Origin of the sequence: Candidatus Clostridium helianthi, from assembly GCF_045310795.1 — a bacterium.
GTDB lineage: Bacteria > Bacillota > Clostridia > Clostridiales > Clostridiaceae > Clostridium > Clostridium helianthi.
The window spans coordinates 1-25,512 of the sequence record NZ_JBJIAB010000015.1 but is presented as its reverse complement, the minus strand read 5'-3'; the positions used below and the strand labels follow the sequence as shown (position 1 = coordinate 25,512).

Below are 25,512 nucleotides of genomic sequence, written 5' to 3'. Positions count from 1 at the left end.
TTTAGTCAATAAAAAAGTGCATGACAAATAAAGCAATCACATTGCTTGGAAAATTAAGGAATTAAATTTGTGAAACAAATGAAGTATTGGTTTTTAAAAGATAAAAAATAACACGTATTAGTTTTTTTGCTACATGGCTCATAGCAATATAGTAATGCTTGCCTTCACTTTGCTTCTTTGCAAGATAATCCCCAAAAGTGGAATCACGCATAGAAACAGTTCTAGATTCTGTTAATATAGCCCAACGTAAGTAGGTAGAACCACGTTTAACCATAGGTGTATGTGTAGCATTATATTTTCCGGATTGATATGTTGATGGATCAAGTCCTGAAAAAGCTAAAAGCTTTGCTGGATCAGTGAATCTATCTATATCTCCAATTTCAGCTAGAATTATTGAGGCTAGTGTATAAGAGATTCCAGGAATACTTATTAAAGGAGAGTCTATTTCTATAACAACATCCTTTATTTGCTTATCTAAAGCATCAATTTCAGCTTGAACAGATCGAATTAACCTAATAATTTGCTGAAGTTCAAAAGATAAAGAACGTGTGCTAGTTCCGATAGAATTGCTAGCTACTTCCTTTATTTCAATAGCTTTTGCTCTACTATATTTGCCTTTAGTGGATTTAGCCAGAAGGTTTGTCAATTTAGTTAAATGACAATTGGATATTTCCTTCGGGCTCGGTAACTCCGATAGGAGAGCATAAACAGAGACTTGATGAATAGACCAAACATACTTTGGTAATTCGGGAAAAATTATATCTATAAGTCTAGTAATTGATAGTTTAAGCCTAGATCTATAACCAATTAAGCGATATCTATGTCTAGTTAGTGACTTTAGCTCTTGAATTTGATATGATACAGGTGAATAGGATTTTGTATCATCAGAGAAAAGCATTTTAGCAATAACTAGTGCATCCGTTTTATCGGTTTTAGTTTTCCTAAGGGTTTGAGTCTTACGGAAAAGATTTGTAGCTAAAGGATTGAGAATGGATAGGTGAAAGCCTTTAGCATACAAATAGTTTTGGAGATTAGTGCTATAATGACCTGTTGATTCAAGTCCTATTTTTACGTTAGAAATATCCTTGTTAGGTAGGGCGGAAAGTATTGAAGAATAAAGTAATTCAAAACCTTCACGTGAATTGGATATACGTAAAGAATCATTAATAATAACACCATCTGAATCAATAATGCAGCAATCGTGTTTAGCTTTAGCTACATCAATGCCAATATAAATCATAAGAACAACTCCTTTTTTAATTTAGTCCGCTATGCTCCACGTAGCTTCATGCTAAATGTATCCTTGCTCTATATAAAACGTCATGCGTTATCTAACTAATTAACAAATAAGCATAAAGCTGTGGTTATATCCTCAATTGAAATAGTCTAGCTATAGGTGAAAAAACTAATCCACAGCGTCTTATGTTAAGTATAGTAAAAATTATTAAGAAAGGAAAAGTATAATGAATTTTTACTACATGTTCATTATACAAGGTGATTTACATGGAAAGTGTATGGAGTTCCGAGGTTAATTTTAGAAAAAGAGAAACTTTAAATCAAGATATTCAATGCGATATTCTTGTAATAGGTGCTGGAATGGCAGGACTGCTCACTGCATATATGTTAAATAAAAGTGGGAGAGATGTTGTTGTAATTGATGCTAGAAGTATAGCAGGAGGAGTTACTAAAAATACAACTGCTAAAATAACATCTCAGCATGAATTAATTTACGATAAATTAATTAAAGAATTTGGTGAAGATGGCGCCAGTCAATATGCAAGAGCCAATGAACTTGCTATAAGGAGATACAAGGAAATAATTGATGCAGAAAAAATTGATTGTGATTTTGAGCATAAAGATTCATACTTGTATACTTCTGATAACATTAAAGATCTTGAAGATGAATATAATGCAGCGAAAAGATTAGGGATTGATGCAGAACTTGTAGATGAGGTAAATATTCCTGTAAAAGCTAAAAAAGCATTGAAATTTAAGAATCAAGCACAGTTTCATCCACTAAAATTCTTAAGACCAATTTCAGAACAATTAACTATTTATGAAAATACAGTAGCTCTTGATATTACGGAAGATAATACTGTAGTTACAAAGAATGATATGAAAATTAAAGCAAATAAAATAGTGGTAGCATCGCATTATCCATTCTTAAATACTCCAGGTTATTATTTTATGAGAATGCATCAAGAAAGAGCATATGCTATAGCTTTAGAAAATGCGCAAGATGTTAATGGAATGTATAAAGGTATTGATAAAAATACATATTCATTTAGAAACTATAAGAATCTATTAATACTTGATGGTGCAGCTAGAAGAACAGGGGAAAATGAAGAAGGTGGAGCATATGAGGAATTAAGAAAAGTTGCTAAAGAATTTTATCCAAACGCAACAGAAAAATATCATTGGTCAACTCAAGATTGTATTACTTTAGACAATGTGCCTTATATTGGTCAGTACTCATCTAAAACTCCTAATATGTATGTTGAAACAGGATTTAAAAAATGGGGAATGACAACTTCAATGGTTGCTGCAATGATAATAAGTGATATGATACTTGAAAAAGAAAATGACTTTTCTGAAATATTCTCACCAAGGAGATTTGACATGTCAGCATCTATGAAAAATGCTGCAAAGGATCTTGCTATAACTGCAAAAAATTTTATCGCGGAGAGGATAAATATTCCAGAGGAAACCTTAAATAGTATTGAAAATGGTCATGGAGGCATTATAGAATATAAAGGTCAAAAGGCTGGTGTCTATAAGGATAATGAAGGCAAAGTATATACAGTATCAACAAAGTGCGCTCATTTAGGCTGCGAACTTAAATGGAATGCTGATGATTTGACTTGGGACTGTCCTTGTCATGGTTCAAGATACAATTATGAGGGAATATGGATAGAAAGCCCTACTAATAAATGTCTTCACGAAGTGTAATAATATAATTATTGAAGTGTGGATTGCTATTACATAAACACAATATTATTACTAGATAGCCGTATTGTATAAAACCAATATGGCTTTATTTATTTTTCTAGTTATTATATGTGTTGCAATAATAAATTTGCATTTAAAGCTCTAGTACCATAAGAACTCAATTAAGGTCATGATTTAGAAATTCAATTGTGATATATATTACTCTTGACATTATTACTAATTAGTAATAATATTATGCCATGGATAACAAGAAAGTAACTTATGGAGAATTAAATGATTTAAATTTAAAAGCTATTATAGCATTAAGCCGATGCATACAAAGTGTTAACAAAAGAGAACTTAGAATTATAAAAGAAGGAGGATTAACTTATTCACAATTTGGAGTACTTGAAGTACTGTATCATAAGGGTGATTTAAGAGTCAGCGAAATATTAGAAAAAACTCTTTCAACCGGTGGCAATATGACTGTTGTTATAGATAACTTAGCTAAAGATGATTTGATTGAGAGACGTCCTGATCCTAAGGATAGACGTGCGAGTTTAATAAGCATCTCTGAAAAAGGAAGAAAGCTTATGAGCGAACTCTTTCCTAAGCATGTAGATAATTTAAGTGAAATTTTTAGCCCTTTAAATATTGAAGAGAAGAAGAGTTTAATAAATACGTTAAAGAAATTATCAGGTGTATAAAGTAAAACTTACACCTTAATTTTTAAGTAAATAGTACTAATTAGTAATTAACTAATTAGTATTGAATTATTAGTTATATTCTATAATAGAGTTAAAAGACAATAGTGAGGAAGTAGGAATATTAGATAAAACTCTTCGAGTTTGTTAGTAATACTTTTTTAATATTCTCTCATATCTATTACTTATTGATAAAGTAAATTTTGTGAATATGATTTAAAATTTGATGGATTTAGATAAAATGGAGGAGGATAAAAAATGTTAAGAAGAATTGATAGCGGAAATATGGGCAGTAGTAATTTAGGATGGTTAAGAAGCAAATTTCATTTTTCATTTGCAGAATACTATAATCCACATAATATAAAGTTTGGAGTTCTAAGGGTTATAAATGATGATTTAGTTGAATCTAACACCGGATTTGATACTCATCCACATAGAAACATGGAAATAATATCATATGTAGTCAACGGGGAGCTTACACATGGAGACAGCATGGGAAATAAAAATACAATAACTCGCGGTCATGTTCAATATATGAGTGCTGGTACAGGAGTATATCATAGTGAGCATAATTTAGGAAAAGATGAGTTGAGATTTTTACAGATATGGATATTCCCAGATAAGGAAGATTATAAGCCTAATTATGGAGATTATAGATTTGAGTGGAGCGATAGACAAAATAAATGGCTTCATATGGTTTCAAGTAGAAATGGAAATGCACCAATAAAAATAAATCAAGATACAAATGTTTATTCTTTAGAACTTGATAAAGGAAAAGAAATTAATTTTCAAGTCAATGAAGGGAGACAGGCCTATTTGGTTCAAATAGAAGGTGGCACTATAATAAATGATATTGAGTTAAATAATAGAGATGGAATGGAAATAGTTGAGGAAGATATTTTAATCAAAGCTAAAGATACATCTCATATTTTAATTTTAGAAATGAAGAAAGAAAATTAAAAATGGTATAAGTTCGACTAATCTTCAGAGGGAGATTGGTTGAACTTCATAGACAAAATAAGAATAAAGAAAGGGATTAAAATGAATGATTTTTTAAAAATTGTAAGAGAAAGAAGATCAGCTAATAAATTTATTGAAAATATTAAAATACCTAGAGAAGATTTTAATGATATATTTAGAGAACTTTCACTTGCACCTTCTGCTTTTAATTTGCAACATGCTAAGTATTATGTTGTAGAAGATAAAGAGATTATGGAGAAAGTTTATGATGCATCATTTAAACAGTACAAAATAAAAACTGCTTCGGCAACTATAATTGTTACAGGGGATAAAAACGCATACTTATCAGCAGATAAAATTTATGAAGGCTCAATGATGCTTGGAATGATTGATAAAACTGATTATGAAATCATGCTTAATACTATTAATAGTCTTTATGAAGGCTGGGGAGAAGAATTTAAGCATGATGAAGCTATAAGAAATGGATCATTGTCAGCAATGTTATTTATGTTATTAGCTAAAAATAAAGGCTGGGATACATGCCCAATGATATATTTTGAGAAGGAGAAGATCGGCAAGTTATTAAATATACCAGAGAATGAAGTCCCAGTTTTAATGATTACTATGGGTAAAATGGACAAGAGTAGTAATAAAATTAGAGGATATAGAAAGCCCGCTGCTGAATTTGTGAAATTTTATTAATCAAAGCTTTTACACCAAAGATATTCGTATTGCACTTTGAGCTATATTTGTCTTGAATTTCAATATTAGTATAAATAATAAAGATGCAAGTGTTAAAACTAATAATTGTTAAAAGGTTTCAAATTTAAATCTAAAAACAGTTAAAGGAGACGATATTGTGGACAATGATAAAGTAGTATGCGGATGCAAAAATGTTAAGGTACAAGATATAAAGAATGCCATTGCTAATGGTGCAAAATCATTTGAAGAAGTACAAGAAAAAACTGAAGTAGGAACTGGCTGCGGCCATTGTGTGGAAAAGAATAGAGCTTTAGTTGATGAATTATTAGGAAAATAGAAATTCATAACTACGTACAGCACAATAGAAATAAAAAGTGCTATATATAATGTGAGACTACTTGTATAAGGTGTTTAATGCATACTTATGGAGGTAGTCTTATATTTTTTTAAAATATAGTGAAACTGGGACAAAAATATAACAATAGATATCATAATTGGTAAGGAAACTAATTTTGTGGTAAAAGTACCGGAAATAGTATAAAATATTTTTATACAAAAGATAAAGTTAGTGTAATAAGGAGGAGAATTATGTTATTTAGGTTAAATGAGTTTTTAATGGCTGTTTCATTTGCTTTAGACTTTGTGGAGATGGATATTCTCGGAATGGCATCTAACCATGGAAAAAGAACTGCATATATTTCAATTAGTATCGCTAAGGAAATGAGGCTAAGTTCTGAAGAGCTACACGATGTAGCTGCACTTGCAATGCTTCATGACAATGGTTTAAGTGAGTATAGTCTGCATGAAAAATTGGCCACAAAAGAATTAAAAAATGTAGCATTATTAGAAGGTGTAAAAGAACATTGTACAATTGGCGAAAGAAATATTAAAAATTATCCATTGCTTACTAATGTGAAAAACATAATTAAGTATCATCATGAAAGGTATGATGGTACAGGATTCTTTAACTTAAGGGGAGAAGAGATTCCGTTAATGTCGCAAATTATAGCAATTGCAGATGCTTTAGAAAAGACTTTTGATTTACAGAATAATAATCACGATATGCAAAATAAAGTTTGTGAATTTGTAAGGAATCAAGAAAATGTATCATTTTCATCAAGAATTGTAAAAGCGTTTTTTAAAGTTACTGAAGATAAAATGTTCTGGATGAATTTGGAAAATGGTTTTATTAGTATAGCATTAGAAAAAAGAATTCCAAAGCATAGTCTGGAATTATCATTTGAAGAGATTCATGGTATAACTAATGTGTTATCAAAGATTATTGACTCTAAATCTAGCTATACTCAAAGGCATTCTCAGGGCTTATCAGAGAAGGCGGCTATTATGGCAGATTTCTATAACTTAGAGAAGGAAGAAAAGATGAAGCTAATTATTGCTGCAGATCTTCATGATATCGGTAAACTAGCAGTCCCAAATGATGTGTTAGACAAGCCTGATAAACTTTCTGATGAGGAATTTAAAATTATAATGAAACATCCGGAGTATACCAGATTAGCCCTTCAAGAAATAAAAGGATTTGAGGATATTACTGAATGGGCTTCAAATCATCATGAAAAGTTAAATGGAAAAGGATATCCTCGTGGTATGACAGAAAAAGAATTAGATTTTAATTCACGCCTTATGACTTGTCTTGATATCTATCAGGCACTTACTGAGGAAAGACCCTACAGAGAGGGATTATCCCACGAAAAGGCAATGGAAATACTAAAAAGTATGATGGAAAATGGATTTATAGATACTAAAATAACTAAAGATATTGATTATGTTTTTAGTAAGTTGAGTTAAATTATAATGAAGTATTTTCTTATGATTTAGGAATACGAATTACATTTGAGGCTCAAAGCGTCAAAATTGACACAAGTTATTGTGATATAATATTATAGAATGAAAAGGAAGTGAATTCATTATGTTTTTAGTAATAGTAGTTAGCTCCATGCAAAGATTATAATATGTGAAAAACTTTTGCCTGGAGCCAATATATCAACATTAAGTTTTTCATATTATAATAGGTCTTTGCATCTTCATTTAGATATTAAATGTAGAGTGGAGCGAAGAAATTATGAAATATGAAAAAGCACAAAATATACTGCCATATAATATAATTGAACTAATTCAAAAATATACAGATGGTGGATATATCTATATACCAAGAAAAAATGAAAATAAAAAATCATGGGGAGAAAATACTGAAACTAAAAGATATCTTAGTGCACGAGATAAAGAAATTTTTAATAAGTATTCATCTGGAATGTCCGTTAAAATTTTAGCTGAACAGTATTTTTTAACTGAAGGTAGTATTAGAAGAATAATAAGGAAACAAAAAAATTCTACTTAAATATAAGAGAAAAGGCATATTTTTCACAGTCATTACTATGGAGAATATGCCTTTTTTCAGCATGATTATAAACATTACAGATTTATTCTTAAACTTGGTCTTCATATTACATGATGATATCATTTATTATGAGGACACAAGGAGATGTAGAATATGAGTATTTTAACAATTGAAAACATGAGTCATTCATTTGGCGATAGGATTTTATTTAACGATGTATCTTTTAGGTTATTAAAAGGAGAGCATATTGGCCTTGTTGGTGCTAATGGAGAAGGAAAGTCGACTTTTATGAAAATCATTACTGATCAAATATTACCAGATAAAGGCACTATTGAATGGAATAATAAATTCAGTATTGGTTATATGGATCAATTGGTTGATTTGAAACAAGGAATTAATGCGTTAAATTTCTTAAAAGAAGCATTCGATAATTTATTTAATATAGAAAGTAAAATTAATAACCTATATATTGATCTTCAAAATATGAGTGAGAAGGATATGGAGAAATCTTTAAATAAAATTGCTATAATGCAAGAAATATTAGATAAAAATGATTTTTACAGTATTAATTCAAAAATACAGGCAACTGCAGTAGGTCTTGGAATTAAGGACCTTTTAGATAAAGATGTTTCAACTTTAAGTGGCGGGCAAAGAACTAAGATTTTACTCGCTAAATTACTTTTGCAAAAGCCAGATATTTTATTACTGGATGAGCCGACTAATCATTTAGATGAAGAGCATATTGAATGGCTAAAAAATTACTTAGTAAATTATGAAAATGCATTTATATTAATATCGCATGATAATGTTTTTTTAAATAATGTGGTAAACGTAGTTTATCATCTTGAGCACAAAGTATTAACAAGATATGAAGGGGATTATGACTATTTTATTAAACTATACGAAATACGAAAAGAACAGAGATTGATTGAATATAAAGAACAACAAAATGAAATAGAAAAGCTTGAAGATTATATAAGAAAAAATAAAGCAAGAGCCTCAACTTCAAAGCAAGCTAAATCAAGAGAAAAGAAACTTAATAAGATTGAAAGAATAGAAATAAAAAAAGAAATTATAAAACCTCATTTTAATTTTAAAACTGTAAAAATGCCAGAAAGTATAATCCTTGAAGTAAGCAACTTGATTATCGGATATAACAGACCTTTAAGCAAACCTTTAAACTTAAAAATGAAAAGAGGACAAAAAATTGCAGTAACAGGAGCTAATGGATTAGGGAAGACAACTCTGCTAAAAACCTTACTTGGAATGCTAAAACCTATAAATGGTGAAATTACTTTAAGTGAGCATAGAAAAATAGGATATTTTGAGCAGGAAATTGCATGGAATAGCACTAATTCAGTTTTATATGATGTTTGGCGTGATTTTCCTCACCTAACTCAAACGGAGGTAAGGAGAGAATTGGCTAGGTGTGGATTAACAAGGCAGCATATAGATAGCCCCATTAATATATTAAGCGGAGGAGAGCAGGCTAAAGTCAGATTATGCAAACTTATTAATGAATATACAAATGTATTAGTATTAGATGAACCAACAAATCACCTAGATATTAATGCTAAAAATGAATTAAAGCGTGCGTTAAAAGAATATGAAGGAAGTATGATTTTAGTATGTCATGAGCCGGAATTTTATAAAGATATTGCTACAGATATATGGGATTGTGAAGAGTGGTGTGCTTTAATAAATAATATAATATTACTGAAAAAGTCTATGAGAATGTATAAAAAGAAACCTTAAAAATAGAGCGTTTAGTATCTATTTTTAAGGTTGGTCCTATTTATATATAGCATTTATTTGTGATTTATTAGTAAATAAAATTATGAAAAAATCCTAGGTCAAATTAATTTTGATTCTTCATAGGATTTTTTTATTATTGAATCCTAGAAAAGTACTTATTAGTTGAGGCGCATTAATTTAAGGAGAACTAGTGAATTGATATCATTGTTTAGGGAGGTTTCGCATAATTAAAAAATTTTCTATGGTAAACAAGTAAGAATAGTATATTGGGGAATTAATGGAATAAAATTCGACAATTTACGTTAAGTAATATTGATTTTTTTACATGAATATGATAATATTTCTATATATTAGGTGAGTGTATTTATAAAAAAATAGAACAATTGGAAGCGATGAAAAATTCTCTATATCTGGTCACTTTGAGAATTTGGAGCTAGTTGTGCAACCGACCAATTAAAACTTAGTAATCCATAAATATATTAAGTTTTTGTTGGTTTTTTATTTTTAATTAATCATTCTAATAAATATATTGTAATAATGAAATTATATTTAATATTCTAGTATGAAGATAAGGGGGAAAATAAAATGACGTGGCTTAATAATTTAAAGGTAGGTAGAAAATTAGCGATGCTTATAATCTGCTCTTTAGTAGGATTATTTGCAGTTGGGATAACCGGTTACTATTTTTTACAAACGTCTAGTAAAAGCATGGAGGTTATGTATAGTGAAAGACTGCTATCTAGTGAATGGCTTAGCGAGTCTAGAGTACATGAAAGGGCTATTTCAGCTGACATTTTTAGAATTATGGTAACTACTGATAAAAATGAAAATAGTAATTTAACAAAAGATATAAATACTCGTGCTGAAGAGTTTAACAACTATATGGCTCTTTATAAAAAAATGAAATTAGATGATTTTGAGGCTGATAAGATCAGTAAGATTGATAGTAATTTAGCTAAATATAGGGAGGGGAGAAAAGTCGCACTAGATTTAGCTGGTGAAAACAAAAATCAAGAAGCGTACGAATACTATGAGAAGAACGTTGAATCATATGCTGATACTTTCTTAGCTGATTTAGTCGAGCTTGGAGAACATAATAGACAAATTGCTGAAAAAATAAACTCTCAGGATAAAACAAATTTAAAAATTGCAACAGTAACATTTTTAAGCATTGTGATTATAGCTTCAATCTTAATAATTTTATTAGGAATATTAATAACAAAACGCATCACAAAGATATTAAATGATTTTGTAGTATTTATAGGTGCTTTATCCAAAGGTGATTTTTCTATAAAGATAAAAGAAGATAATCTTAAAGATAAGAGTGAATTTGGTGTTGTAACTAATGCTTTAGATAAGATGACTAAAAACATTATTGAACTAATAAAACAATTAGGTAATACATCTGAACAGTTAGTATTATCATCTGAAGAACTTACAGCAAGTGCTGAGCAATCAGCAGATGCATCAAATTTAGTTGCATCCGCAGTAACAACAATGGCACATGGAGCAGATGAGCAATTTTCTTTTGCTAATAGTACAAACAAAGTGGTTGAAAACATATCTAATAAGATAAATGTAGTATCTGAAAATACAAAATCTGTTTCATCGTTAACAGATAAGGCAAAAATATCAGCAAATGCTGGTGAAGATGCTGTAGTGAAGGCAATGAACCAAATGGAAATAATAGAGAAAAAGACTAGTGAAACATCGTATATTATAAGCGAGCTTGAAGAGAAATCAGTGAAAATTGGACAAATACTTGATACAATCCAAGGTATATCAGAGCAAACAAATCTTCTAGCATTAAATGCGGCAATAGAATCTGCAAGGGCTGGGGAAGCCGGGAAAGGTTTTAGTGTAGTAGCGGAAGAAATTAGAAAGTTAGCAGAACAATCACAAGAGGCAACTAAAGAAATAGCTGGAATTATTAATGATGTACAAAATAAAACCAATAGTGCAGTTGCTGTTATGAATGAAAACTCAAAAGAAGTTAAAACAGGAGCAGATGTCGTTGATGTTGCAGGAATAAGTTTTAAGGAAATCCTTCAAATGATAATAGAAATATCTAGTCAGATTCATGAAATATCAGATTCTATCACTGAAGTAACTGTTGGAACTAAAGAATCTGTTGATTCAGTAAATAATATTAAAAACATAAGTAGTAATATAGCTGATGAGACTCAAACAATATCGGCAGCTGCTGAGGAACAATTAGCATCTGTTGAGGAGATAGCTTCATCTAGTAAACTTCTATCTCAAATGTCTGAAGAGTTAAGAAGGATTATAGCTAAATTTAAAATATAAGTTATTTAAAAATTACTTATTTATAAGAAAAATAACGCTGATATATATCGAAGATGTATAAACTAGACATGTGATAAGGAATCAATTTAAATATAAAATTTAAATAATCTAATGATTATAGTTAATTTATTTTTTAGGGTAATTCAATATTCTAAATGCTAATTCTAAATAATTTAGGCACTTACGTATAACTTGTAAGTGTCTATTTTATTGCAGTTTTTATACTAGAGTATATTAATCATACAAAAGAAAACAATAAAAATGGAGGTGATACAAGTATGAAGAATTTAACCGACAAAGAAAAAGTATATTATGAAAAACATTTAAGACAAGATATAGCAGCAGAATTTGAAGAAGAAAAAGATTCGGGAAATCAACCAGAAAATCCAGGCAGATATCATTTTACTCAAGATTACAATTACCCAATATCATCGAGAAAGAGATAGCTGCTAGGATATCTATTAATTGTAAATAAGAAAATATACCTTTGTAGTATTACATTAAATTAGAGGTAATGCTTTTTATTATTAAATATAGCTAGTAAAATAAATGTTTCTGTAATTAACTAAGATAAGATTCTAATTATATATGGATCGACTTTTAGAAGGAAAAAGCGTTTAGAAATATTCTAAGCGCTTTTTTTGCATACTAATCATAGTATTTTATGGTGCTTTATAGATTCATTGAATTTTAAATTAATATTTATTTGTCTTATAATCTCTGGCACGTTTACTAATATAGTAAGTATGGCGCCAACTATATAAAATATTTCATTTTCATTATTTGGCATCATAAACACCTCATTTACTTTTAATATATTAGATACACTTAAGAAATGTTAAACAATATACACAGAGAACAATAGAAAATTAGGTTATAAAACAGATGTGGAATTATTAATCCAGAAATATATAATTTTCATGCGTTCATCATATTAAGTAATTACATTTGAAGTTCTGAGGTTATACATAGAATATATGTAAATAATATGAATATTTTACCTACAACATATTTATGTAACAAGTGATACATGAATTTTACTATTTAAGGGTTATACTAATAAAAAAGTAAAGAAGGTAAAAATTTGGAATATTTAAAAGAAAAAGAGATGATGATTAGTAGAATGAGACAAGCCTTATGCAAAATTATGGGAGATGAAGGAAATTCATTAGATAGGGAGGTGATTAGTGTATGTAGAAGATTAAACTTTGCACTGAATGAGTACAATGAATTGCTGAGGAGAACAATTAAATAATATTCTCTTATATGGAAAATTGTCAGAGTGGTTTAATGGGCTGGCTTACTAAGCTAGTGAGTGTAAAAGCTCCACAGGTTCGAGTCCTGTATTTTCCAACAACTTATATTATAGTTTGTAATGTATCCTTAGAGCAAAAAGTGAGTAAAGCAAGTGAGGCGCTCTAGTTAAGAATTTCTACATTATTGTTAGATGTTATGATGGTAACAATAATGCTAGTAGGTTGCGGAACGAAAGCAAATCCAGAAGAAAGTGCTAAAATATTTTTAGATCTACTTTTAAAAGATGATAAAACTAATATGGACAAGATAGGGATGAAGGAAGAAGATTATACTGAATTTAGAAGTAGCTTTTGTGACGGAATGATGATGGCCCTTGGAAATTCAGGTTTAGATGAAAGCATTCTAACAGATGATATAAAAAATTCTTTTAAGAAAGATATTATTACAGGATTAACTAAAAAAGACGGGGCTTGGTTACCGGGTGAAGATGATGTTGTAACATTAATGAAGGCAATTGCTCAATAGAGTAAAACTAAAAGCAGTAGTTAGAAGAAATTTTTCTACTGCTTTATTTATTGCTTAAAATTTATAAATAAATGTGATAAAATATAGTTGTGAAAGTTGAGCTATTTTCAATTTTTACTTTAGATCCCATTAAATGCAGTCATTAACTTGACTGCATTTTTTTATTCTTTAGGAAATTATAATGCAATTAAATTTGTGGATAACTTTATAGTAGTATATTTTACTAGGGTTAATTACTATAAAAGAATAAAAAAATAAATCATATTCGCCTGCATAAAATGTTCTTATATGCAGCATAGCTGCCATTTCTTATGTGCAGATTTTTCTCACATGCGTTCGAAAAGGCAGATGCGTAAAAAAATCTTCAGCTCCACAGTCGCCTGCGATTTTTTTATGCTCTATTTCACTTATAAGAAGAGTAGGTAAAATAAATATAAAATTCACTGTTGAGTAAATACATTTAAAAGCAGTAGATTAAAAAGTTTAACTGCTGCTTTTGGTTTTGAAATTATATTGATGCTATTGTGTAAAAAATTTAAAGTATATGAATTGAGAAAGTTTTTTAGGAGAAAGTAACAGGAGTATTCCCAAAAATTATAACTGAATAGCCATAGTTAAAAGGTTTAAGAGTTTGTTCGTTTGATTGAGAATCTAGCCTTGTAAGTTCTCTCACGTATTGATTATTATCAATGACGAAAATAATAACTCTGCCGTTAGGGTCATTAATTCTAGCCGTCACAGGAGACCCTATTGGTAGATTAGTATCTCGTACATTATAAATACCTTGATTTAGAACTATGGGAGCAGCACTGGCATTTTGGGGTAAATTAGCAAATGACAATAATAAAAATATAAAAAACACTATAGTAGATTTTTTCATAAGATATTTCCCCTTCTATAATATATTTAAAGCAAAATTTATTAGTGAAATAAGCTCCTTTGAAGAAGCCGAATTAAGCAATTTACTCAATAGAATTAATGATTTTAATATATTCCAACATTAGTTATGCGTAATTTATAAAAAAGTATTCAATTACTCATTAGTTTGGATAATAATTGGTCACCTGAATATAAATTTATAAATAAGATTCAAAAAGTCATTCTATAAGTGGAAATGTTTATTATAATAATTAATATATTTAATCAGTTTTGATAATATAATTTAAATATCAGATAATATATGAAGGGCAGAAATGTGATGATGGAAGATGAATTTTTTACTTTTAGAGAGTATATGAAAAAGAATAAAAGCCTGCTATCCCCATCAGCTGAGGATTATATGGAAATGATATATAGGCTTTCAAATAAAACTGGTTTTATAAGAGTTAATGATCTCGCAGCCGCATTAAATGTACAACCTTCTTCGGTTACTAAAATGATTCAAAAATTAGCAAACTTAAATTTAATCAAATATGAGAAGTATGGAGTAATTATTCTTAGAAGCAAGGGAGTTAAAATAGGAAAGTACTTACTAAAACGCCATGATTTAATCGAAGAATTTCTAAAATTGCTAAACATATCTGATGATATATTGGAAGAAACAGAAAAGATTGAACATACTATTAGCACTAATGTTTTATATGGAATGATTGATTTAATAAATTTTTTTTATAAATATCCTGATCTGATGGAAAAATTTAATAGATATAGGGATGTGAAAAACAAGAGTTGATAAGTACAGAGTATCTTAAGGTTACTCTGTACTTGCTAGATTTAATAAAGTTCCATATATATTTAAATAAACAATAACAAGCTTATTGCCATAACTGCCATACCAGCAACGAGACCATATATTGAAAGGTGATGTTCACCATATTCTCTTGCTGAAGGGAGTAATTCATCTAAAGATATAAATACCATTATTCCTGCAACAGAGGCAAAGAGTATACCAAATATTAAATCGTTAATGAAAGGCATCAATATTAAATAACCCACAAGTGCGCCAATTGGTTCTGAAAGACCAGATAAGAATGAATAAAAGAATGCTTTTTTCCTATCACCAGTAGCGTAATAAACAGGTACTGATATTGCTATTCCTTCAGGTATATTATGAATTGCTATAGCTACAGCAATAGGTATTGCGATAGAAGGTTCCTGTAGTGCAGAGATAAAAGTTGCTAACCCTTCTGGAAAATTATGAATTCCAACAGCTAATGCAGTAAATAATCCCATTCTTAAGAGTTTCGTATCTGAATGCCTATTATTATCATTAATATCTTCAATTTTATATATATCATGTGGATTTTCCCCGCTAGGAATCAGTTTATCAATAAGCGCTATTAAAATAATACCTCCAAAAAATGAAATTACAGTAACCCAGGAACCCATTTTTAACCCGAGCTCATTAGTAAGGGAATCTTTGGCTTTGAAGAATATCTCTATCATAGAAACATAAATCATTACCCCAGCAGAAAATCCAAGACTTATAGATAGAAACTTAGTATTTGTTTTCTTGGTAAAGAAAGCAATTGCACTTCCTATACCAGTGCATAGACCGGCAAAAAGAGTTAATCCAAAAGCAAATAAAACAGTATTCATTTGTACCTCCTTCTTATGTAATAATAGCATAAATTATTTAGATAAAAGTAAATATAGTATAAATTATACTAAACAATGAAATAATGTATAAGTACTTTAATAATTTTTAATAAATAAATCTAAAAAGGTTAGAAATGTTTTTTTACAGAACCTATATGCATAGAGACTTGCAAAAGAATCTATTAATATAGGTTCTATATTGTTTTAGATTCTAGACTTGATATAAGTAATTATATTAAGCTAATCCTAAAAATCTGAATATTGTGCTTGTCATAAAGCATACAAGTATTGCAATGAAAGTAGGAAGCAGAGCCGCAATTGCCGTCCATTTTAAGCTACCTGTTTCCTTCTTTATAGTTAAAAGAGTTGTTGCACATGGCCAATGTAGTAAGCTAAATAACATAGTGTTTAGAGCTGTAAGATAAGTCCAGTCATGACTTAATAATATTTGCCTTAAAGAATCAATACTATCAAATTCGACCATAGAACCTGTTGATAAATAGCACATCATAAGTATTGGAAGTACTATTTCATTTGCAGGTAATCCAAGTATGAATGCCATTAATATAAATCCATCAAGACCTAGAAGGTTTGCAAAAGGATTAAGAAAAGCAGAGACATGCCCAATAATACTTAGGTCTCCAATATATATATTTGCAAGTACCCAGGTTATTGCGCCAGCTGGAGCTGCCACAACAGCAGCTCTCCAAAGTACAAATATAGTTCTATCAATTATTGAAGTATATAAAACTCGTCCAATTTTAGGAACTCTATAAGGCGGAAGCTCCAAAGTAAAAGTAGAAGGAACTCCTTTTAATATTGTCTTGGATAACACATAAGATACCAATAAAGTTATAGATATACCTACAATAACCAATCCTGTAATTGATAATGCTGGTAAAAAACTAAACTCGTTTCCACCCTTTGCAACTAGAAAAACTGTAGCTATAGTTATTAAAGTTGGAAATCTTCCATTACAAGGAACAAAATTATTTGTCAGAATTGCTATTAGTCTCTCTCTTGGAGATTCTATTATTCTGCATGAAATTATTCCAGCTGCATTACAGCCAAATCCCATACACATTGTTAAGCATTGCTTTCCATGTGCACAAGCCTTTTTAAATAAATGGTCCAAATTGAAAGCTACTCGTGGTAGATACCCTAAATCTTCAAGTATTGTGAATATAGGAAAGAATATTGCCATAGGAGGAAGCATTACAGATACAACCCATGCTAAGGTCCTATAAAGACCAAGAATAAGTATTCCATGGAGCCAGCTTGGAGCATTCATAGTATTAAACCATAGTGTAAGCTTATCTTCAAAGCCAAAAAGTACATTAGCAATCATATCAGAAGGCACATTAGCCCCAGTTATTGTAATCCAAAATACTATAGCTAAAATCAAAAGCATTAGTGGGATACCAAATATCTTAGAAGTAATGTAATTATCAATTATTCTATCTCTGTTTATTTTAGTTTTATCTTCTGTTACATATTTATCTCTTATTTCTTCTGCTTGTTTATAAATTTCTTTGGAAATATCATCCCTAATGTTTCTATTTTTGTCATGAGAATTTGATTCGTTTACAATATCAAGTATTTCTTCTAATGAGCTGTTGTCTATGCTATTAGATATGGAATCTAGTAATTTTTTATCACCATCAATAATTCTAAGAGAAAGCCATCTGGAATTTGTGTTTGTAATATTTTTCTTAACTAGAGGTTCAATAAATTTGATTTTTTCTTCTATATAATCATCATATATTACAGTTTTTGGTGATGGTTTAAGTTTTCCTGTAGTAACTTTATATACTGCTTCTTTTAACTCACTTATACCTTGCTCGCTTCTTGCTGCACATAAAATTACAGGAATTCCAAGTTCCTTTTCAATTCCTTTTCCATCTATTGCTATGTTTTTCTTTTTGGCTTCATCAATAAGGTTAATGCACAGAATTACATTCTGTGTTAATTCCATGATTTGATAGACAAGATTCAAATTTCGCTCTAAGCAAGTTGCATCAGCAACAACTATTACAGCATCTGAATTACCAAAACAAATAAAATCCCTCGCAACTTCTTCCTCTACAGATGATGCGAATAATGAATAAGTTCCAGGAAGATCTACCAATATATTTTCTCTATCGTTATAAGTGAATTCACCTCGTGCATTTACTACTGTCTTGCCAGGCCAATTCCCAGTATGTTGATGAAGTCCTGTCAAGGAGTTGAATACAGTACTTTTTCCGGTGTTAGGATTACCAGCAAGTGCAATAATGTATTGACCTTCTTTTTTTTCTATTTTGAATATGTCTGTCATTGAGCTGTTTTTTGTTGATTCAAAAGTTAAACCCATTATGGCCTCCTAAAATAATATTATTTATATATAAAAAGCAGGTTATACCTGCTGCTTTGACTTGAAACATATCAGAATTATTAGCATTCATTGACATGTATTAAAGAAGCTTCTTCGCTTCTAAGAGCTATCATAGCACCACGGATATTATAAACAGTTGGGTCTCCAGAAGGACCTTTTCTTATTACTTCAACCTTTGCGCCTCTTGTAAGTCCAAGAGCAAGCATCCTTTCTCTAAGCATACCTGTTGCAGAAAGATCTTGAATTCTAACAAAGTTTCCTACTGAAATGTTATTAAGATTTAACATATTATTGCCTCCTTAAAATACAAACCTTATTTTTAATTTAATCCAAAAGTTTTAGTTCAAGTTAAGAAGTTTTCCTTAAGCTAAATATTAACTTAAAATCGCTCAGTAAAAGTTGCAATAAGATCTTAAAAAATTTATAAAGGATAATTTCATACAAGCAAAAAATTTATATTAGCCTAAAACTGTTTCCCTCAACTAACTTTAATACAATTTATGATTGGATATAAAAAAATGTGACATGAAAATTTTAAGAGCATTACTAATTCATTTCAATTTTGATGTGAATATTTCTGTATTAAAATATTAGATTTTAATGAATTTTTCTCATATAGTGGTAATTTATGTAAGCCATAAACTGAAATGTGTATATAAATTTATATAAAATACATAATTTATTATATTTCCTATTAAATGTAAATTGAATAAAATAATTATGTAACCGATTCAAACTAATTCTAAAATTATTCCAATAACTCTAAGTTCTTTCAGAAAATTAATTTTATTATTATCAAATCTTAAGTAACTTATTAACAGAATATCATTGGGGTAAATACTGAAAATGTCAGCACATTATAAAAAATGAAAGTGAGTGATTAAAAAAACGGTAATATTCAAGTAGTATACAGGAAAGTAGAAAAAATAAAACTATTTTATGGTGTAATGTAACTTAAAGGTTACAATCAAAAGGGGGAAATGGAAATGAAAAAAAGAGGATTAAAATTATTTTTAGCATCATTAATGTTCTGCACTCTTGCAATTTCTGTTGTAAACGTAAATGCATATGCAGCAACAGACTATTGGCAAAATTGGACAGACGGTGGTGGAACAGTAAACGCTGTTAATGGGTCTGGCGGTAATTATAGCGTTAATTGGAGTAACTGCGGAAACTTTGTTGTTGGTAAAGGCTGGAATGCTGGATCATACACTAGGGTAATAAACTATAATGCTGGTCAATTTGCACCTTCAGGTAATGGTTATTTATCATTATATGGCTGGACAAGGAACTCACTTATAGAATATTACGTTGTTGATGACTGGGGAACTTATAGACCAACTGGAAATTACAAGGGTACTGTAACTAGTGATGGAGGCACATACGATATATATACTGCTACTAGAACTAATGCACCGTCTATCGATGGAGTTACAACTTTTCAACAGTTCTGGAGTGTTAGACAATCTAAGAGATCAATTGGTACTAATAATACCATTACTATGAAAAATCATGCTGATGCATGGGGAAGTAAAGGAATGGCTTTAGGTTCTAGTTGGGCTTATCAGATGATAGCAACAGAAGGATATCAAAGTAGTGGAAGTGCTAATGTAACAGTATGGGAATAGATTGTCTACAAATATAGAGATGATTTATACTTAAACGATTTGAAATTATTAAAAAATTTTTACTAATTTTTAAGGCTGATTAGAATTATAGTTAGCGGATTTATAGATTGAAAATACTTACCTGTATATTGCTTAAATATTACCTTTAAGGCTTGCTTAATAAGCCTTAATATTTCAGGGGTCGTTTCTCGAAAGATGAACGGCCCTAAACATTCAGTTAGGATAATTAACTTTGAGATATTATTTCACATAAATTTTATATGAATTTGAGGGAGGCATATTAATGAGAAAATTATTAATATTTCTTTTAATGATAATAATGGTTTTTGTAAGTGCTTGTTCAAAAGAAATAAGTGATAATCTTGTATTGGTCAAAGGTGGAGATTTTGTAAATACAAAGTCGAACTATTATGGAAAAAATATAAAGTTATCAGATTTTTATATAGGTAAGTATGAAGTCACTCAAAAGGAGTGGAGTGAAATCATGGGAAGTAATCCATCACAATTTACAGGTAATAATTTACCTGTAGAAATGGTGAGTTGGTATGATTCTATTGAGTACTGCAATAAAAGGAGTTTAAAAGAGGGATTGAAGCCGTATTACAAAATAGAAAAGGATAAAAAGGATCCTGATAATAAGAATAATAATGATGATATAAAATGGACAGTAACGACTAATGAAGGAGCTAATGGTTATCGCTTGCCAACAGAGGAAGAATGGGAATATGCTGCAAGCGGAGGTCAGATGAGCAAGAATTATATATACAGTGGAAGCAATAATGCGGATGAAGTAGCTTGGTATTGTAGAAATGCTGGAGATAAGTATTTAACAGGAAATTGGAATTGGCCTGAAATACAAAATAATAATAACAAAACAAAATCTATCGGTATGAAGAAACCGAACGAATTAGGGCTATATGATATGTCTGGTAATGTAAGGGAATGGTGCTGGGACTGGTATAAAGGTTTGGATATTAGCAGTGTGTCTGTGAAAGTAACTAAAGGCGGAGGTTGGATTGGTGATGTTACTTGTGGAGAAGCAGCGTTTAGAGGTAAGTATGATGCAAGCGGAAAGGCTCCAGATCAAGGTTTTAGAGTATGTCGTAGTAAGTAAAAAATAAGAAACATAGAGAAAAATCATAATTGTTAGAGAAACACTTAAATTTATGATATTAGCAAACGCATAATTAATAGAGAAAGACACTATAATAAAAAGTAGGACATGATTCTAATCTAAGATAAAGAGAAGGAGGAGAATTAGATGAATGAAAATCAAATGAACCGAATACATACAGGTAAAGGGTTTATTGCAGCTTTAGATCAAAGTGGTGGCAGTACTCCAAAAGCATTACTTGAGTATGGGATTAAGGAAGACAGTTATTCTAATGAAGAAGAAATGTTTGACTTAGTGCATGAAATGAGAAAACGCATAATAAAGAGTCCGGCATTTACTTCAGAATATATTTTGGGTGCTATATTATTTGAAGACACAATGTATCGTACTATTGATGATCAATATACACCTGATTATCTTTGGAAGAAAAAGAATATTGTACCTTTCTTAAAGGTTGATAAAGGCTTAGCTGAAATTGACAATGGTGTACAGCTTATGAAACCAATAAGTAATTTAGATGAGCTTTTAAAGCATGCAGTAGAAAAAAATATTTTTGGAACAAAAATGCGCTCAGTTATTAAGGAAGCAAATGCTAAAGGAATTAAAATGTTAGTTGAGCAGCAATTTGAAATTGGTAAACAGATTGTAGAAGCAGGTCTTGTTCCTATTATTGAGCCAGAAGTTGACATCCATAGTACCGATAAGGAAGAATCTGAAAAACTTTTGAAACTTGAAATTTTAGAGCAGCTATCAAAACTTGATAAAGAAACAAAAGTGATGCTTAAACTTTCAATACCAACTAAAGATAATTTCTACATTGATTTAATAGATGAGCCACATGTTGTCAGAGTAGTAGCTTTATCAGGTGGTTATAGTCAAGCAGAAGCAAACGAAAGACTCGGACGCAATCATGGATTAATCGCCAGTTTTTCAAGAGCTTTATCCCAAGGTCTCACTGCTCAGCAAGCTGAAGAAGAATTTAATGGGACAATATCAAAATCAATTAAGGAAATCTATGATGCATCAATAAAATAATTCAATAGTATATATTGTGATTAATTAGTGTTATAAAACTATGAGCCTATTTATTTATGATTGAATACTTTCTCTAGTGCCTAAATAAGTAGTGCATTTATAAAATGTCGGAATGTAGTGAAAATTAAAACAAAATAGAAATTTGTGAATTAATATGTATTGACACCATATAATAAGGTATGATATACTTCATATAACTTAGGGGAGTAGCTTATAAGCTATAGAGCCAACAACCGGCAATTAAAACTGCCTGGTTCTATACTCCGAATGGAAAGCAAGACCTTTGATACGATTTAGTTGTTACTGAATCAGATCAAAGGTCTTTTTTGTCTAATTAAAACCATAAAATCAATATATTGGAGGGATAAACATGGACATTTATTATATTATTTTAGTTTTACCGGCATTGGCTTTTTCGCTTTATTGTCAATTTAAAGTAAAAGGAACCTTTGACAAGTATAGCAATTATGGCAATGCTAGAGGATTTACTGGTGCAGATGTTGCAAGGAGAATTCTTGATAGAAATGGACTTTATGATGTAGCTGTAGTTCCCACAGCAGGCAGCTTAACTGATCACTATGATCCTGGAAAAAAGGTAGTGAGATTATCTGAATCAGTATATTACAGCAATTCTGTTGCAGCCATAGGTGTTGCAGCTCATGAAACTGGACATGCAATACAACATAAAGTACAATATGCACCACTTTCTATAAGAAGTGGGCTTGTACCAATTGCAAATGTAGGTTCTATGGCAGGCCCATATATGGCGATTTTTGGATTAATATTTCAAATTCCTTTGCTTGCACAACTAGGTATAGTGTTTTTTACTGGTGCGGTAGCATTTTATTTTGTAACTCTACCAGTAGAATTTAATGCAAGTAAAAGAGCAATATCAGAATTAGAATCTCAAGGAATACTTAGTTTCAATGAAATGGCTCCTGCAAAAAAGGTGCTAAATGCAGCAGCTATGACTTATGTTGCTTCTGCAATAACTGCTGTTGCAAATTTGCTTCACCTTGTATTTTTGTTCATGGGAAGCGGTGATAGAGAATAATAGATTATCATGCATTGAGCGTATTAAAGCCATACAATACAGGATATTTAGTTAAGAATGTAATTTTCTAATATTAAAGGAGGAAAGTTAATGTTTAAAAATAGAAAAGGGACGCCTAATAAAAAGGGATTGCCTGATAAAAAGGATTTACCCCAATACATTACAGCAGCGCTTATAATTACATTAGTAATAAATATAGTTATAAATTTGATTTCTCAGTCAAATCATAAACAAATTGATTATAGTGAATTTCTCACAATGGTAAATAATAAACAAGTAGAATCAGTTGAGATTTATAGTGACAAGCTTGTTATAACACCAAAAAGTGATGAGGATGCCTCAGTTGTAAATAAAAAATTATATTATACTGGCAACTTAGACTATCCTCAACTTGTAGACAAACTATATAATGCAGATGTAAAGTTTACTACACCCGTAAAAAATACTCAGTCTCCAATTATCGGTTTCATACTTTCGTGGATTATACCTTTTGCTATATTTTATATGTTAGGTAATTGGTTCATGAAGTCTTTAAGTAATAAAATTGGAGGAGGCGGAGGTGGATTTATGTCCGTCGGAAAAAGTAATGCGAAGGTATATGTTGAAAAGACTACAGGAGTATATTTTAAAGACGTAGCAGGTCAGGAAGAAGCTAAAGAATCTCTTAAGGAGATAGTTGATTTTCTTCACAAGCCTGAAAGATATACGAAGATAGGCGCTAAGCTTCCTAAAGGTGCACTTTTAGTAGGACCTCCAGGTACAGGAAAGACATTACTTGCAAAAGCTGTAGCAGGAGAAGCGAAAGTTCCATTTTTCTCACTTTCTGGGTCAGGTTTTGTAGAGATGTTTGTAGGTGTTGGAGCTTCAAGAGTCAGAGATTTGTTTGCTCAGGCAGAAAAGCAAGCACCATGCATTATTTTTATTGATGAAATTGATGCAATAGGTAAGAGTAGAGACGGTAATATAAGTGGAAATGATGAAAGAGAGCAGACATTAAACCAGTTACTTGCTGAAATGGATGGCTTCGATTCTTCAAAGGGAGTTGTTATTCTTGCAGCAACCAATAGACCAGAAGTCCTTGATAAGGCGCTATTAAGACCTGGACGTTTTGATCGTAGAGTTATAGTAGATAAACCAGATCTTAAAGGAAGAGAGAATATATTAAAGGTTCATTCCAAGAATATAATAATGGATGAAAGTGTTAATCTAAAAGAGATAGCACTTGCTACTGCTGGTGCTGTTGGGGCTGATCTTGCAAACATGGTTAATGAAGCTGCGTTAAGAGCTGTAAGAATGGGAAGAGATGAGGTTAGGCAGGATGACTTATTTGAGGCAGTCGAAACTATAATTGCAGGTAAAGAGAAAAAGGATAGAGTAATGACTGAGAATGAGAAAAGTCTTGTTGCATTTCACGAAGTTGGACATGCGTTAGCTTCAGCGCTGCAGAAAAAGACTCAGCCAGTTCATAAGATTACAATTGTTCCAAGAACAATGGGAGCACTTGGATATACTATGCAGATGCCAGAGGAAGAAAAGTACCTTATGTCTAAAGATGAATTGCTAGAACAGATAGTTGTTTTGCTTGCAGGAAGAGCAGCTGAAGATCTTGTGTTTAATGAAATAACTACAGGTGCTTCAAATGATATTGAGAGAGCTACTAGTATTGCAAGACAAATGGTAACAATGTATGGAATGTCAGAAAAATTTGGTATGATAGGACTTGAATCAATTCAAAACAGATATCTTGACGGCAGACCAGTAAGAAATTGTTCAGATGAAATATCTGCTGAAGTTGATCGTGAGGTTATGAATATAATCAATGAATCCTACGAAAAGGCAAAAAATCTTCTAAAGGCTAATATGGAAGCTTTGGGCAAAATATCATCGCATCTTATTTTCAAAGAAACCATAATGGGTGATGAATTTATGAAAATTCTAAACTCAATCCAAATAGACGAGCCGGTTAACGTTTAAAGCTTAGAAAGTTTTATTATAAAAATTTTTACAATATATACATTGCAAAAATAATTCTTTATTATAATCTTAAAAATATTGCAAGAATTTTAGCCGTAATTGTGAAATGTGCATTGTGAATTGTAACAGATATATGTGTCTCAAAAAATAAATATTCTTCAGAATATTAGAATTTATATTCTGAAGAATACTAGAATATATATTCTAAACCATATATATTCTTAATAGGTTGTTGAATAACTAATTTTTACAAATAGTTATTCGAGAAAATATTCTTAGGAATCAAAGATTCCAAGGATAT

24 protein-coding genes, 1 tRNA gene and 1 riboswitch are annotated in these 25,512 nt (G+C 30.4%); of the genes, 19 read left to right on the top strand and 6 right to left on the bottom strand.

The window, feature by feature from the left end:
- Positions 1 to 61: 61 nt before the first annotated feature.
- On the bottom strand, positions 62 to 1,240 hold the full coding sequence (locus ACJDTP_RS12955) for an IS110 family RNA-guided transposase (RefSeq protein ID WP_406761430.1): 1,179 nt from the start codon (positions 1,238 to 1,240) through the stop codon (positions 62 to 64).
- 263 nt (positions 1,241 to 1,503) lie between these two features.
- On the opposite strand from ACJDTP_RS12955, the gene ACJDTP_RS12950 reads away from it, so the two are divergent.
- The 10 genes from ACJDTP_RS12950 (at position 1,504) to ACJDTP_RS12905 (ending at position 12,158) form a co-directional block, all read left to right on the top strand.
- The gene (locus tag ACJDTP_RS12950) at positions 1,504 to 2,949 is read left to right on the top strand and encodes an FAD-dependent oxidoreductase (protein ID WP_406761429.1); all 1,446 of its coding nucleotides are present in this window, start codon (positions 1,504 to 1,506) and stop codon (positions 2,947 to 2,949) included.
- A 239-nt stretch (positions 2,950 to 3,188) separates the two neighbouring features.
- Positions 3,189 to 3,635, top strand: a complete 447-nt coding sequence (locus ACJDTP_RS12945) for a MarR family winged helix-turn-helix transcriptional regulator (RefSeq protein ID WP_168980980.1) — start codon at positions 3,189 to 3,191, stop codon at positions 3,633 to 3,635.
- 255 nt (positions 3,636 to 3,890) lie between these two features.
- Complete coding sequence (locus tag ACJDTP_RS12940; RefSeq protein ID WP_077840548.1) at positions 3,891 to 4,592, top strand: pirin family protein; 702 nt, start codon at positions 3,891 to 3,893, stop codon at positions 4,590 to 4,592.
- A gap of 81 nt (positions 4,593 to 4,673) precedes the next feature.
- Positions 4,674 to 5,294: a nitroreductase family protein gene (locus tag ACJDTP_RS12935; protein WP_168980978.1), complete on the top strand. Its 621-nt coding sequence runs from the start codon at positions 4,674 to 4,676 to the stop codon at positions 5,292 to 5,294.
- Positions 5,295 to 5,451: 157 nt separating this feature from the next.
- Positions 5,452 to 5,631 (top strand): (2Fe-2S)-binding protein, encoded by a 180-nt coding sequence (locus ACJDTP_RS12930; protein WP_077840550.1) that lies wholly within the window; start codon positions 5,452 to 5,454, stop codon positions 5,629 to 5,631.
- Between the two features lie 251 nt (positions 5,632 to 5,882).
- Positions 5,883 to 7,100, top strand: coding sequence for an HD-GYP domain-containing protein (locus tag ACJDTP_RS12925; RefSeq protein ID WP_406761428.1), 1,218 nt, complete (start codon positions 5,883 to 5,885; stop codon positions 7,098 to 7,100).
- 274 nt (positions 7,101 to 7,374) lie between these two features.
- The gene (locus tag ACJDTP_RS12920) at positions 7,375 to 7,650 is read left to right on the top strand and encodes a CD3324 family protein (protein WP_017209248.1); all 276 of its coding nucleotides are present in this window, start codon (positions 7,375 to 7,377) and stop codon (positions 7,648 to 7,650) included.
- 153 nt (positions 7,651 to 7,803) lie between these two features.
- The gene (locus tag ACJDTP_RS12915; RefSeq protein ID WP_406761427.1) at positions 7,804 to 9,405 is read left to right on the top strand and encodes an ABC-F family ATP-binding cassette domain-containing protein; all 1,602 of its coding nucleotides are present in this window, start codon (positions 7,804 to 7,806) and stop codon (positions 9,403 to 9,405) included.
- 376 nt (positions 9,406 to 9,781) lie between these two features.
- Positions 9,782 to 9,865, top strand: a riboswitch (cyclic di-GMP riboswitch).
- A 125-nt stretch (positions 9,866 to 9,990) separates the two neighbouring features.
- Entirely contained in the window at positions 9,991 to 11,712 is a 1,722-nt protein-coding gene (locus ACJDTP_RS12910) for a methyl-accepting chemotaxis protein (protein WP_406761426.1), read from the top strand.
- Positions 11,713 to 11,990: 278 nt separating this feature from the next.
- Entirely contained in the window at positions 11,991 to 12,158 is a 168-nt protein-coding gene (locus tag ACJDTP_RS12905; RefSeq protein ID WP_017209243.1) for a hypothetical protein, read from the top strand.
- A 206-nt stretch (positions 12,159 to 12,364) separates the two neighbouring features.
- On the opposite strand, the gene ACJDTP_RS12900 is transcribed toward ACJDTP_RS12905, so the two are convergent.
- On the bottom strand, positions 12,365 to 12,505 hold the full coding sequence (locus ACJDTP_RS12900) for a hypothetical protein (protein ID WP_155715502.1): 141 nt from the start codon (positions 12,503 to 12,505) through the stop codon (positions 12,365 to 12,367).
- Between the two features lie 291 nt (positions 12,506 to 12,796).
- Between ACJDTP_RS12900 and ACJDTP_RS12895 the strand changes: the two genes are divergently transcribed.
- The 3 genes from ACJDTP_RS12895 (at position 12,797) to ACJDTP_RS12885 (ending at position 13,494) form a co-directional block, all read left to right on the top strand.
- Complete coding sequence (locus tag ACJDTP_RS12895; RefSeq protein ID WP_023975495.1) at positions 12,797 to 12,967, top strand: Spo0E family sporulation regulatory protein-aspartic acid phosphatase; 171 nt, start codon at positions 12,797 to 12,799, stop codon at positions 12,965 to 12,967.
- Positions 12,968 to 12,980: 13 nt separating this feature from the next.
- A tRNA-Ser gene (locus ACJDTP_RS12890) sits at positions 12,981 to 13,065 on the top strand.
- A 114-nt stretch (positions 13,066 to 13,179) separates the two neighbouring features.
- Entirely contained in the window at positions 13,180 to 13,494 is a 315-nt protein-coding gene (locus ACJDTP_RS12885) for a hypothetical protein (protein WP_406761425.1), read from the top strand.
- A 562-nt stretch (positions 13,495 to 14,056) separates the two neighbouring features.
- Here the strand turns inward: ACJDTP_RS12885 and ACJDTP_RS12880 are convergent.
- Positions 14,057 to 14,374, bottom strand: a complete 318-nt coding sequence (locus ACJDTP_RS12880) for a hypothetical protein (RefSeq protein ID WP_023975493.1) — start codon at positions 14,372 to 14,374, stop codon at positions 14,057 to 14,059.
- 318 nt (positions 14,375 to 14,692) lie between these two features.
- Here ACJDTP_RS12880 and mntR point away from each other — a divergent pair, with 318 nt between their 5' ends.
- Positions 14,693 to 15,166: a transcriptional regulator MntR gene (mntR, locus tag ACJDTP_RS12875; protein ID WP_023975492.1), complete on the top strand. Its 474-nt coding sequence runs from the start codon at positions 14,693 to 14,695 to the stop codon at positions 15,164 to 15,166.
- A gap of 62 nt (positions 15,167 to 15,228) precedes the next feature.
- On the opposite strand, the gene zupT is transcribed toward mntR, so the two are convergent.
- The 3 genes from zupT to ACJDTP_RS12860 all read right to left on the bottom strand — a co-directional run bounded on the left by zupT (position 15,229) and on the right by ACJDTP_RS12860 (position 18,693).
- Positions 15,229 to 16,032: a zinc transporter ZupT gene (gene zupT / locus ACJDTP_RS12870; protein ID WP_023975491.1), complete on the bottom strand. Its 804-nt coding sequence runs from the start codon at positions 16,030 to 16,032 to the stop codon at positions 15,229 to 15,231.
- Positions 16,033 to 16,267: 235 nt separating this feature from the next.
- Positions 16,268 to 18,385, bottom strand: a complete 2,118-nt coding sequence (gene feoB / locus ACJDTP_RS12865; protein WP_023975490.1) for a ferrous iron transport protein B — start codon at positions 18,383 to 18,385, stop codon at positions 16,268 to 16,270.
- Positions 18,386 to 18,465: 80 nt separating this feature from the next.
- Positions 18,466 to 18,693, bottom strand: a complete 228-nt coding sequence (locus ACJDTP_RS12860) for a FeoA family protein (protein WP_023975488.1) — start codon at positions 18,691 to 18,693, stop codon at positions 18,466 to 18,468.
- Between the two features lie 699 nt (positions 18,694 to 19,392).
- On the opposite strand from ACJDTP_RS12860, the gene ACJDTP_RS12855 reads away from it, so the two are divergent.
- From ACJDTP_RS12855 to ftsH, 5 genes are all read left to right on the top strand, one after another.
- A complete protein-coding gene (locus ACJDTP_RS12855) occupies positions 19,393 to 20,034 on the top strand; it encodes a glycoside hydrolase family 11 protein (RefSeq protein WP_406761424.1) in 642 nt (213 codons plus the stop codon).
- Positions 20,035 to 20,317: 283 nt separating this feature from the next.
- Positions 20,318 to 21,148, top strand: a complete 831-nt coding sequence (locus ACJDTP_RS12850) for a formylglycine-generating enzyme family protein (RefSeq protein WP_023975486.1) — start codon at positions 20,318 to 20,320, stop codon at positions 21,146 to 21,148.
- Between the two features lie 147 nt (positions 21,149 to 21,295).
- Positions 21,296 to 22,183, top strand: coding sequence for a fructose bisphosphate aldolase (locus ACJDTP_RS12845; RefSeq protein WP_023975485.1), 888 nt, complete (start codon positions 21,296 to 21,298; stop codon positions 22,181 to 22,183).
- A gap of 370 nt (positions 22,184 to 22,553) precedes the next feature.
- Positions 22,554 to 23,237, top strand: a complete 684-nt coding sequence (locus tag ACJDTP_RS12840; RefSeq protein WP_023975484.1) for a zinc metallopeptidase — start codon at positions 22,554 to 22,556, stop codon at positions 23,235 to 23,237.
- Positions 23,238 to 23,327: 90 nt separating this feature from the next.
- Positions 23,328 to 25,211: an ATP-dependent zinc metalloprotease FtsH gene (gene ftsH / locus ACJDTP_RS12835; protein WP_023975483.1), complete on the top strand. Its 1,884-nt coding sequence runs from the start codon at positions 23,328 to 23,330 to the stop codon at positions 25,209 to 25,211.
- Positions 25,212 to 25,512 lie beyond the last annotated feature (301 nt).

Bases quoted from the DNA above. Each gene is read 5' to 3' on its own strand.
- ACJDTP_RS12880 (WP_023975493.1), bottom strand. From the start codon at position 14,374: ATGAAAAAATCTACTATAGTGTTTTTTATATTTTTATTATTGTCATTT.
- ACJDTP_RS12860 (WP_023975488.1), bottom strand. From the start codon at position 18,693: ATGTTAAATCTTAATAACATTTCAGTAGGAAACTTTGTTAGAATTCAA.
- ACJDTP_RS12855 (WP_406761424.1), top strand. From the start codon at position 19,393: ATGAAAAAAAGAGGATTAAAATTATTTTTAGCATCATTAATGTTCTGC.
- ACJDTP_RS12925 (WP_406761428.1), top strand. From the start codon at position 5,883: ATGTTATTTAGGTTAAATGAGTTTTTAATGGCTGTTTCATTTGCTTTA.
- mntR (WP_023975492.1), top strand. From the start codon at position 14,693: ATGATGGAAGATGAATTTTTTACTTTTAGAGAGTATATGAAAAAGAAT.
- ACJDTP_RS12840 (WP_023975484.1), top strand. From the start codon at position 22,554: ATGGACATTTATTATATTATTTTAGTTTTACCGGCATTGGCTTTTTCG.
- ftsH (WP_023975483.1), top strand. From the start codon at position 23,328: ATGTTTAAAAATAGAAAAGGGACGCCTAATAAAAAGGGATTGCCTGAT.
- ACJDTP_RS12940 (WP_077840548.1), top strand. From the start codon at position 3,891: ATGTTAAGAAGAATTGATAGCGGAAATATGGGCAGTAGTAATTTAGGA.
- ACJDTP_RS12900 (WP_155715502.1), bottom strand. From the start codon at position 12,505: ATGATGCCAAATAATGAAAATGAAATATTTTATATAGTTGGCGCCATA.
- ACJDTP_RS12920 (WP_017209248.1), top strand. From the start codon at position 7,375: ATGAAATATGAAAAAGCACAAAATATACTGCCATATAATATAATTGAA.
- ACJDTP_RS12955 (WP_406761430.1), bottom strand. From the start codon at position 1,240: ATGATTTATATTGGCATTGATGTAGCTAAAGCTAAACACGATTGCTGC.
- ACJDTP_RS12885 (WP_406761425.1), top strand. From the start codon at position 13,180: ATGCTAGTAGGTTGCGGAACGAAAGCAAATCCAGAAGAAAGTGCTAAA.
- ACJDTP_RS12910 (WP_406761426.1), top strand. From the start codon at position 9,991: ATGACGTGGCTTAATAATTTAAAGGTAGGTAGAAAATTAGCGATGCTT.
- ACJDTP_RS12845 (WP_023975485.1), top strand. From the start codon at position 21,296: ATGAATGAAAATCAAATGAACCGAATACATACAGGTAAAGGGTTTATT.
- feoB (WP_023975490.1), bottom strand. From the start codon at position 18,385: ATGGGTTTAACTTTTGAATCAACAAAAAACAGCTCAATGACAGACATA.
- ACJDTP_RS12935 (WP_168980978.1), top strand. From the start codon at position 4,674: ATGAATGATTTTTTAAAAATTGTAAGAGAAAGAAGATCAGCTAATAAA.
- ACJDTP_RS12915 (WP_406761427.1), top strand. From the start codon at position 7,804: ATGAGTATTTTAACAATTGAAAACATGAGTCATTCATTTGGCGATAGG.
- zupT (WP_023975491.1), bottom strand. From the start codon at position 16,032: ATGAATACTGTTTTATTTGCTTTTGGATTAACTCTTTTTGCCGGTCTA.
- ACJDTP_RS12905 (WP_017209243.1), top strand. From the start codon at position 11,991: ATGAAGAATTTAACCGACAAAGAAAAAGTATATTATGAAAAACATTTA.
- ACJDTP_RS12850 (WP_023975486.1), top strand. From the start codon at position 20,318: ATGAGAAAATTATTAATATTTCTTTTAATGATAATAATGGTTTTTGTA.
- ACJDTP_RS12950 (WP_406761429.1), top strand. From the start codon at position 1,504: ATGGAAAGTGTATGGAGTTCCGAGGTTAATTTTAGAAAAAGAGAAACT.
- ACJDTP_RS12945 (WP_168980980.1), top strand. From the start codon at position 3,189: ATGGATAACAAGAAAGTAACTTATGGAGAATTAAATGATTTAAATTTA.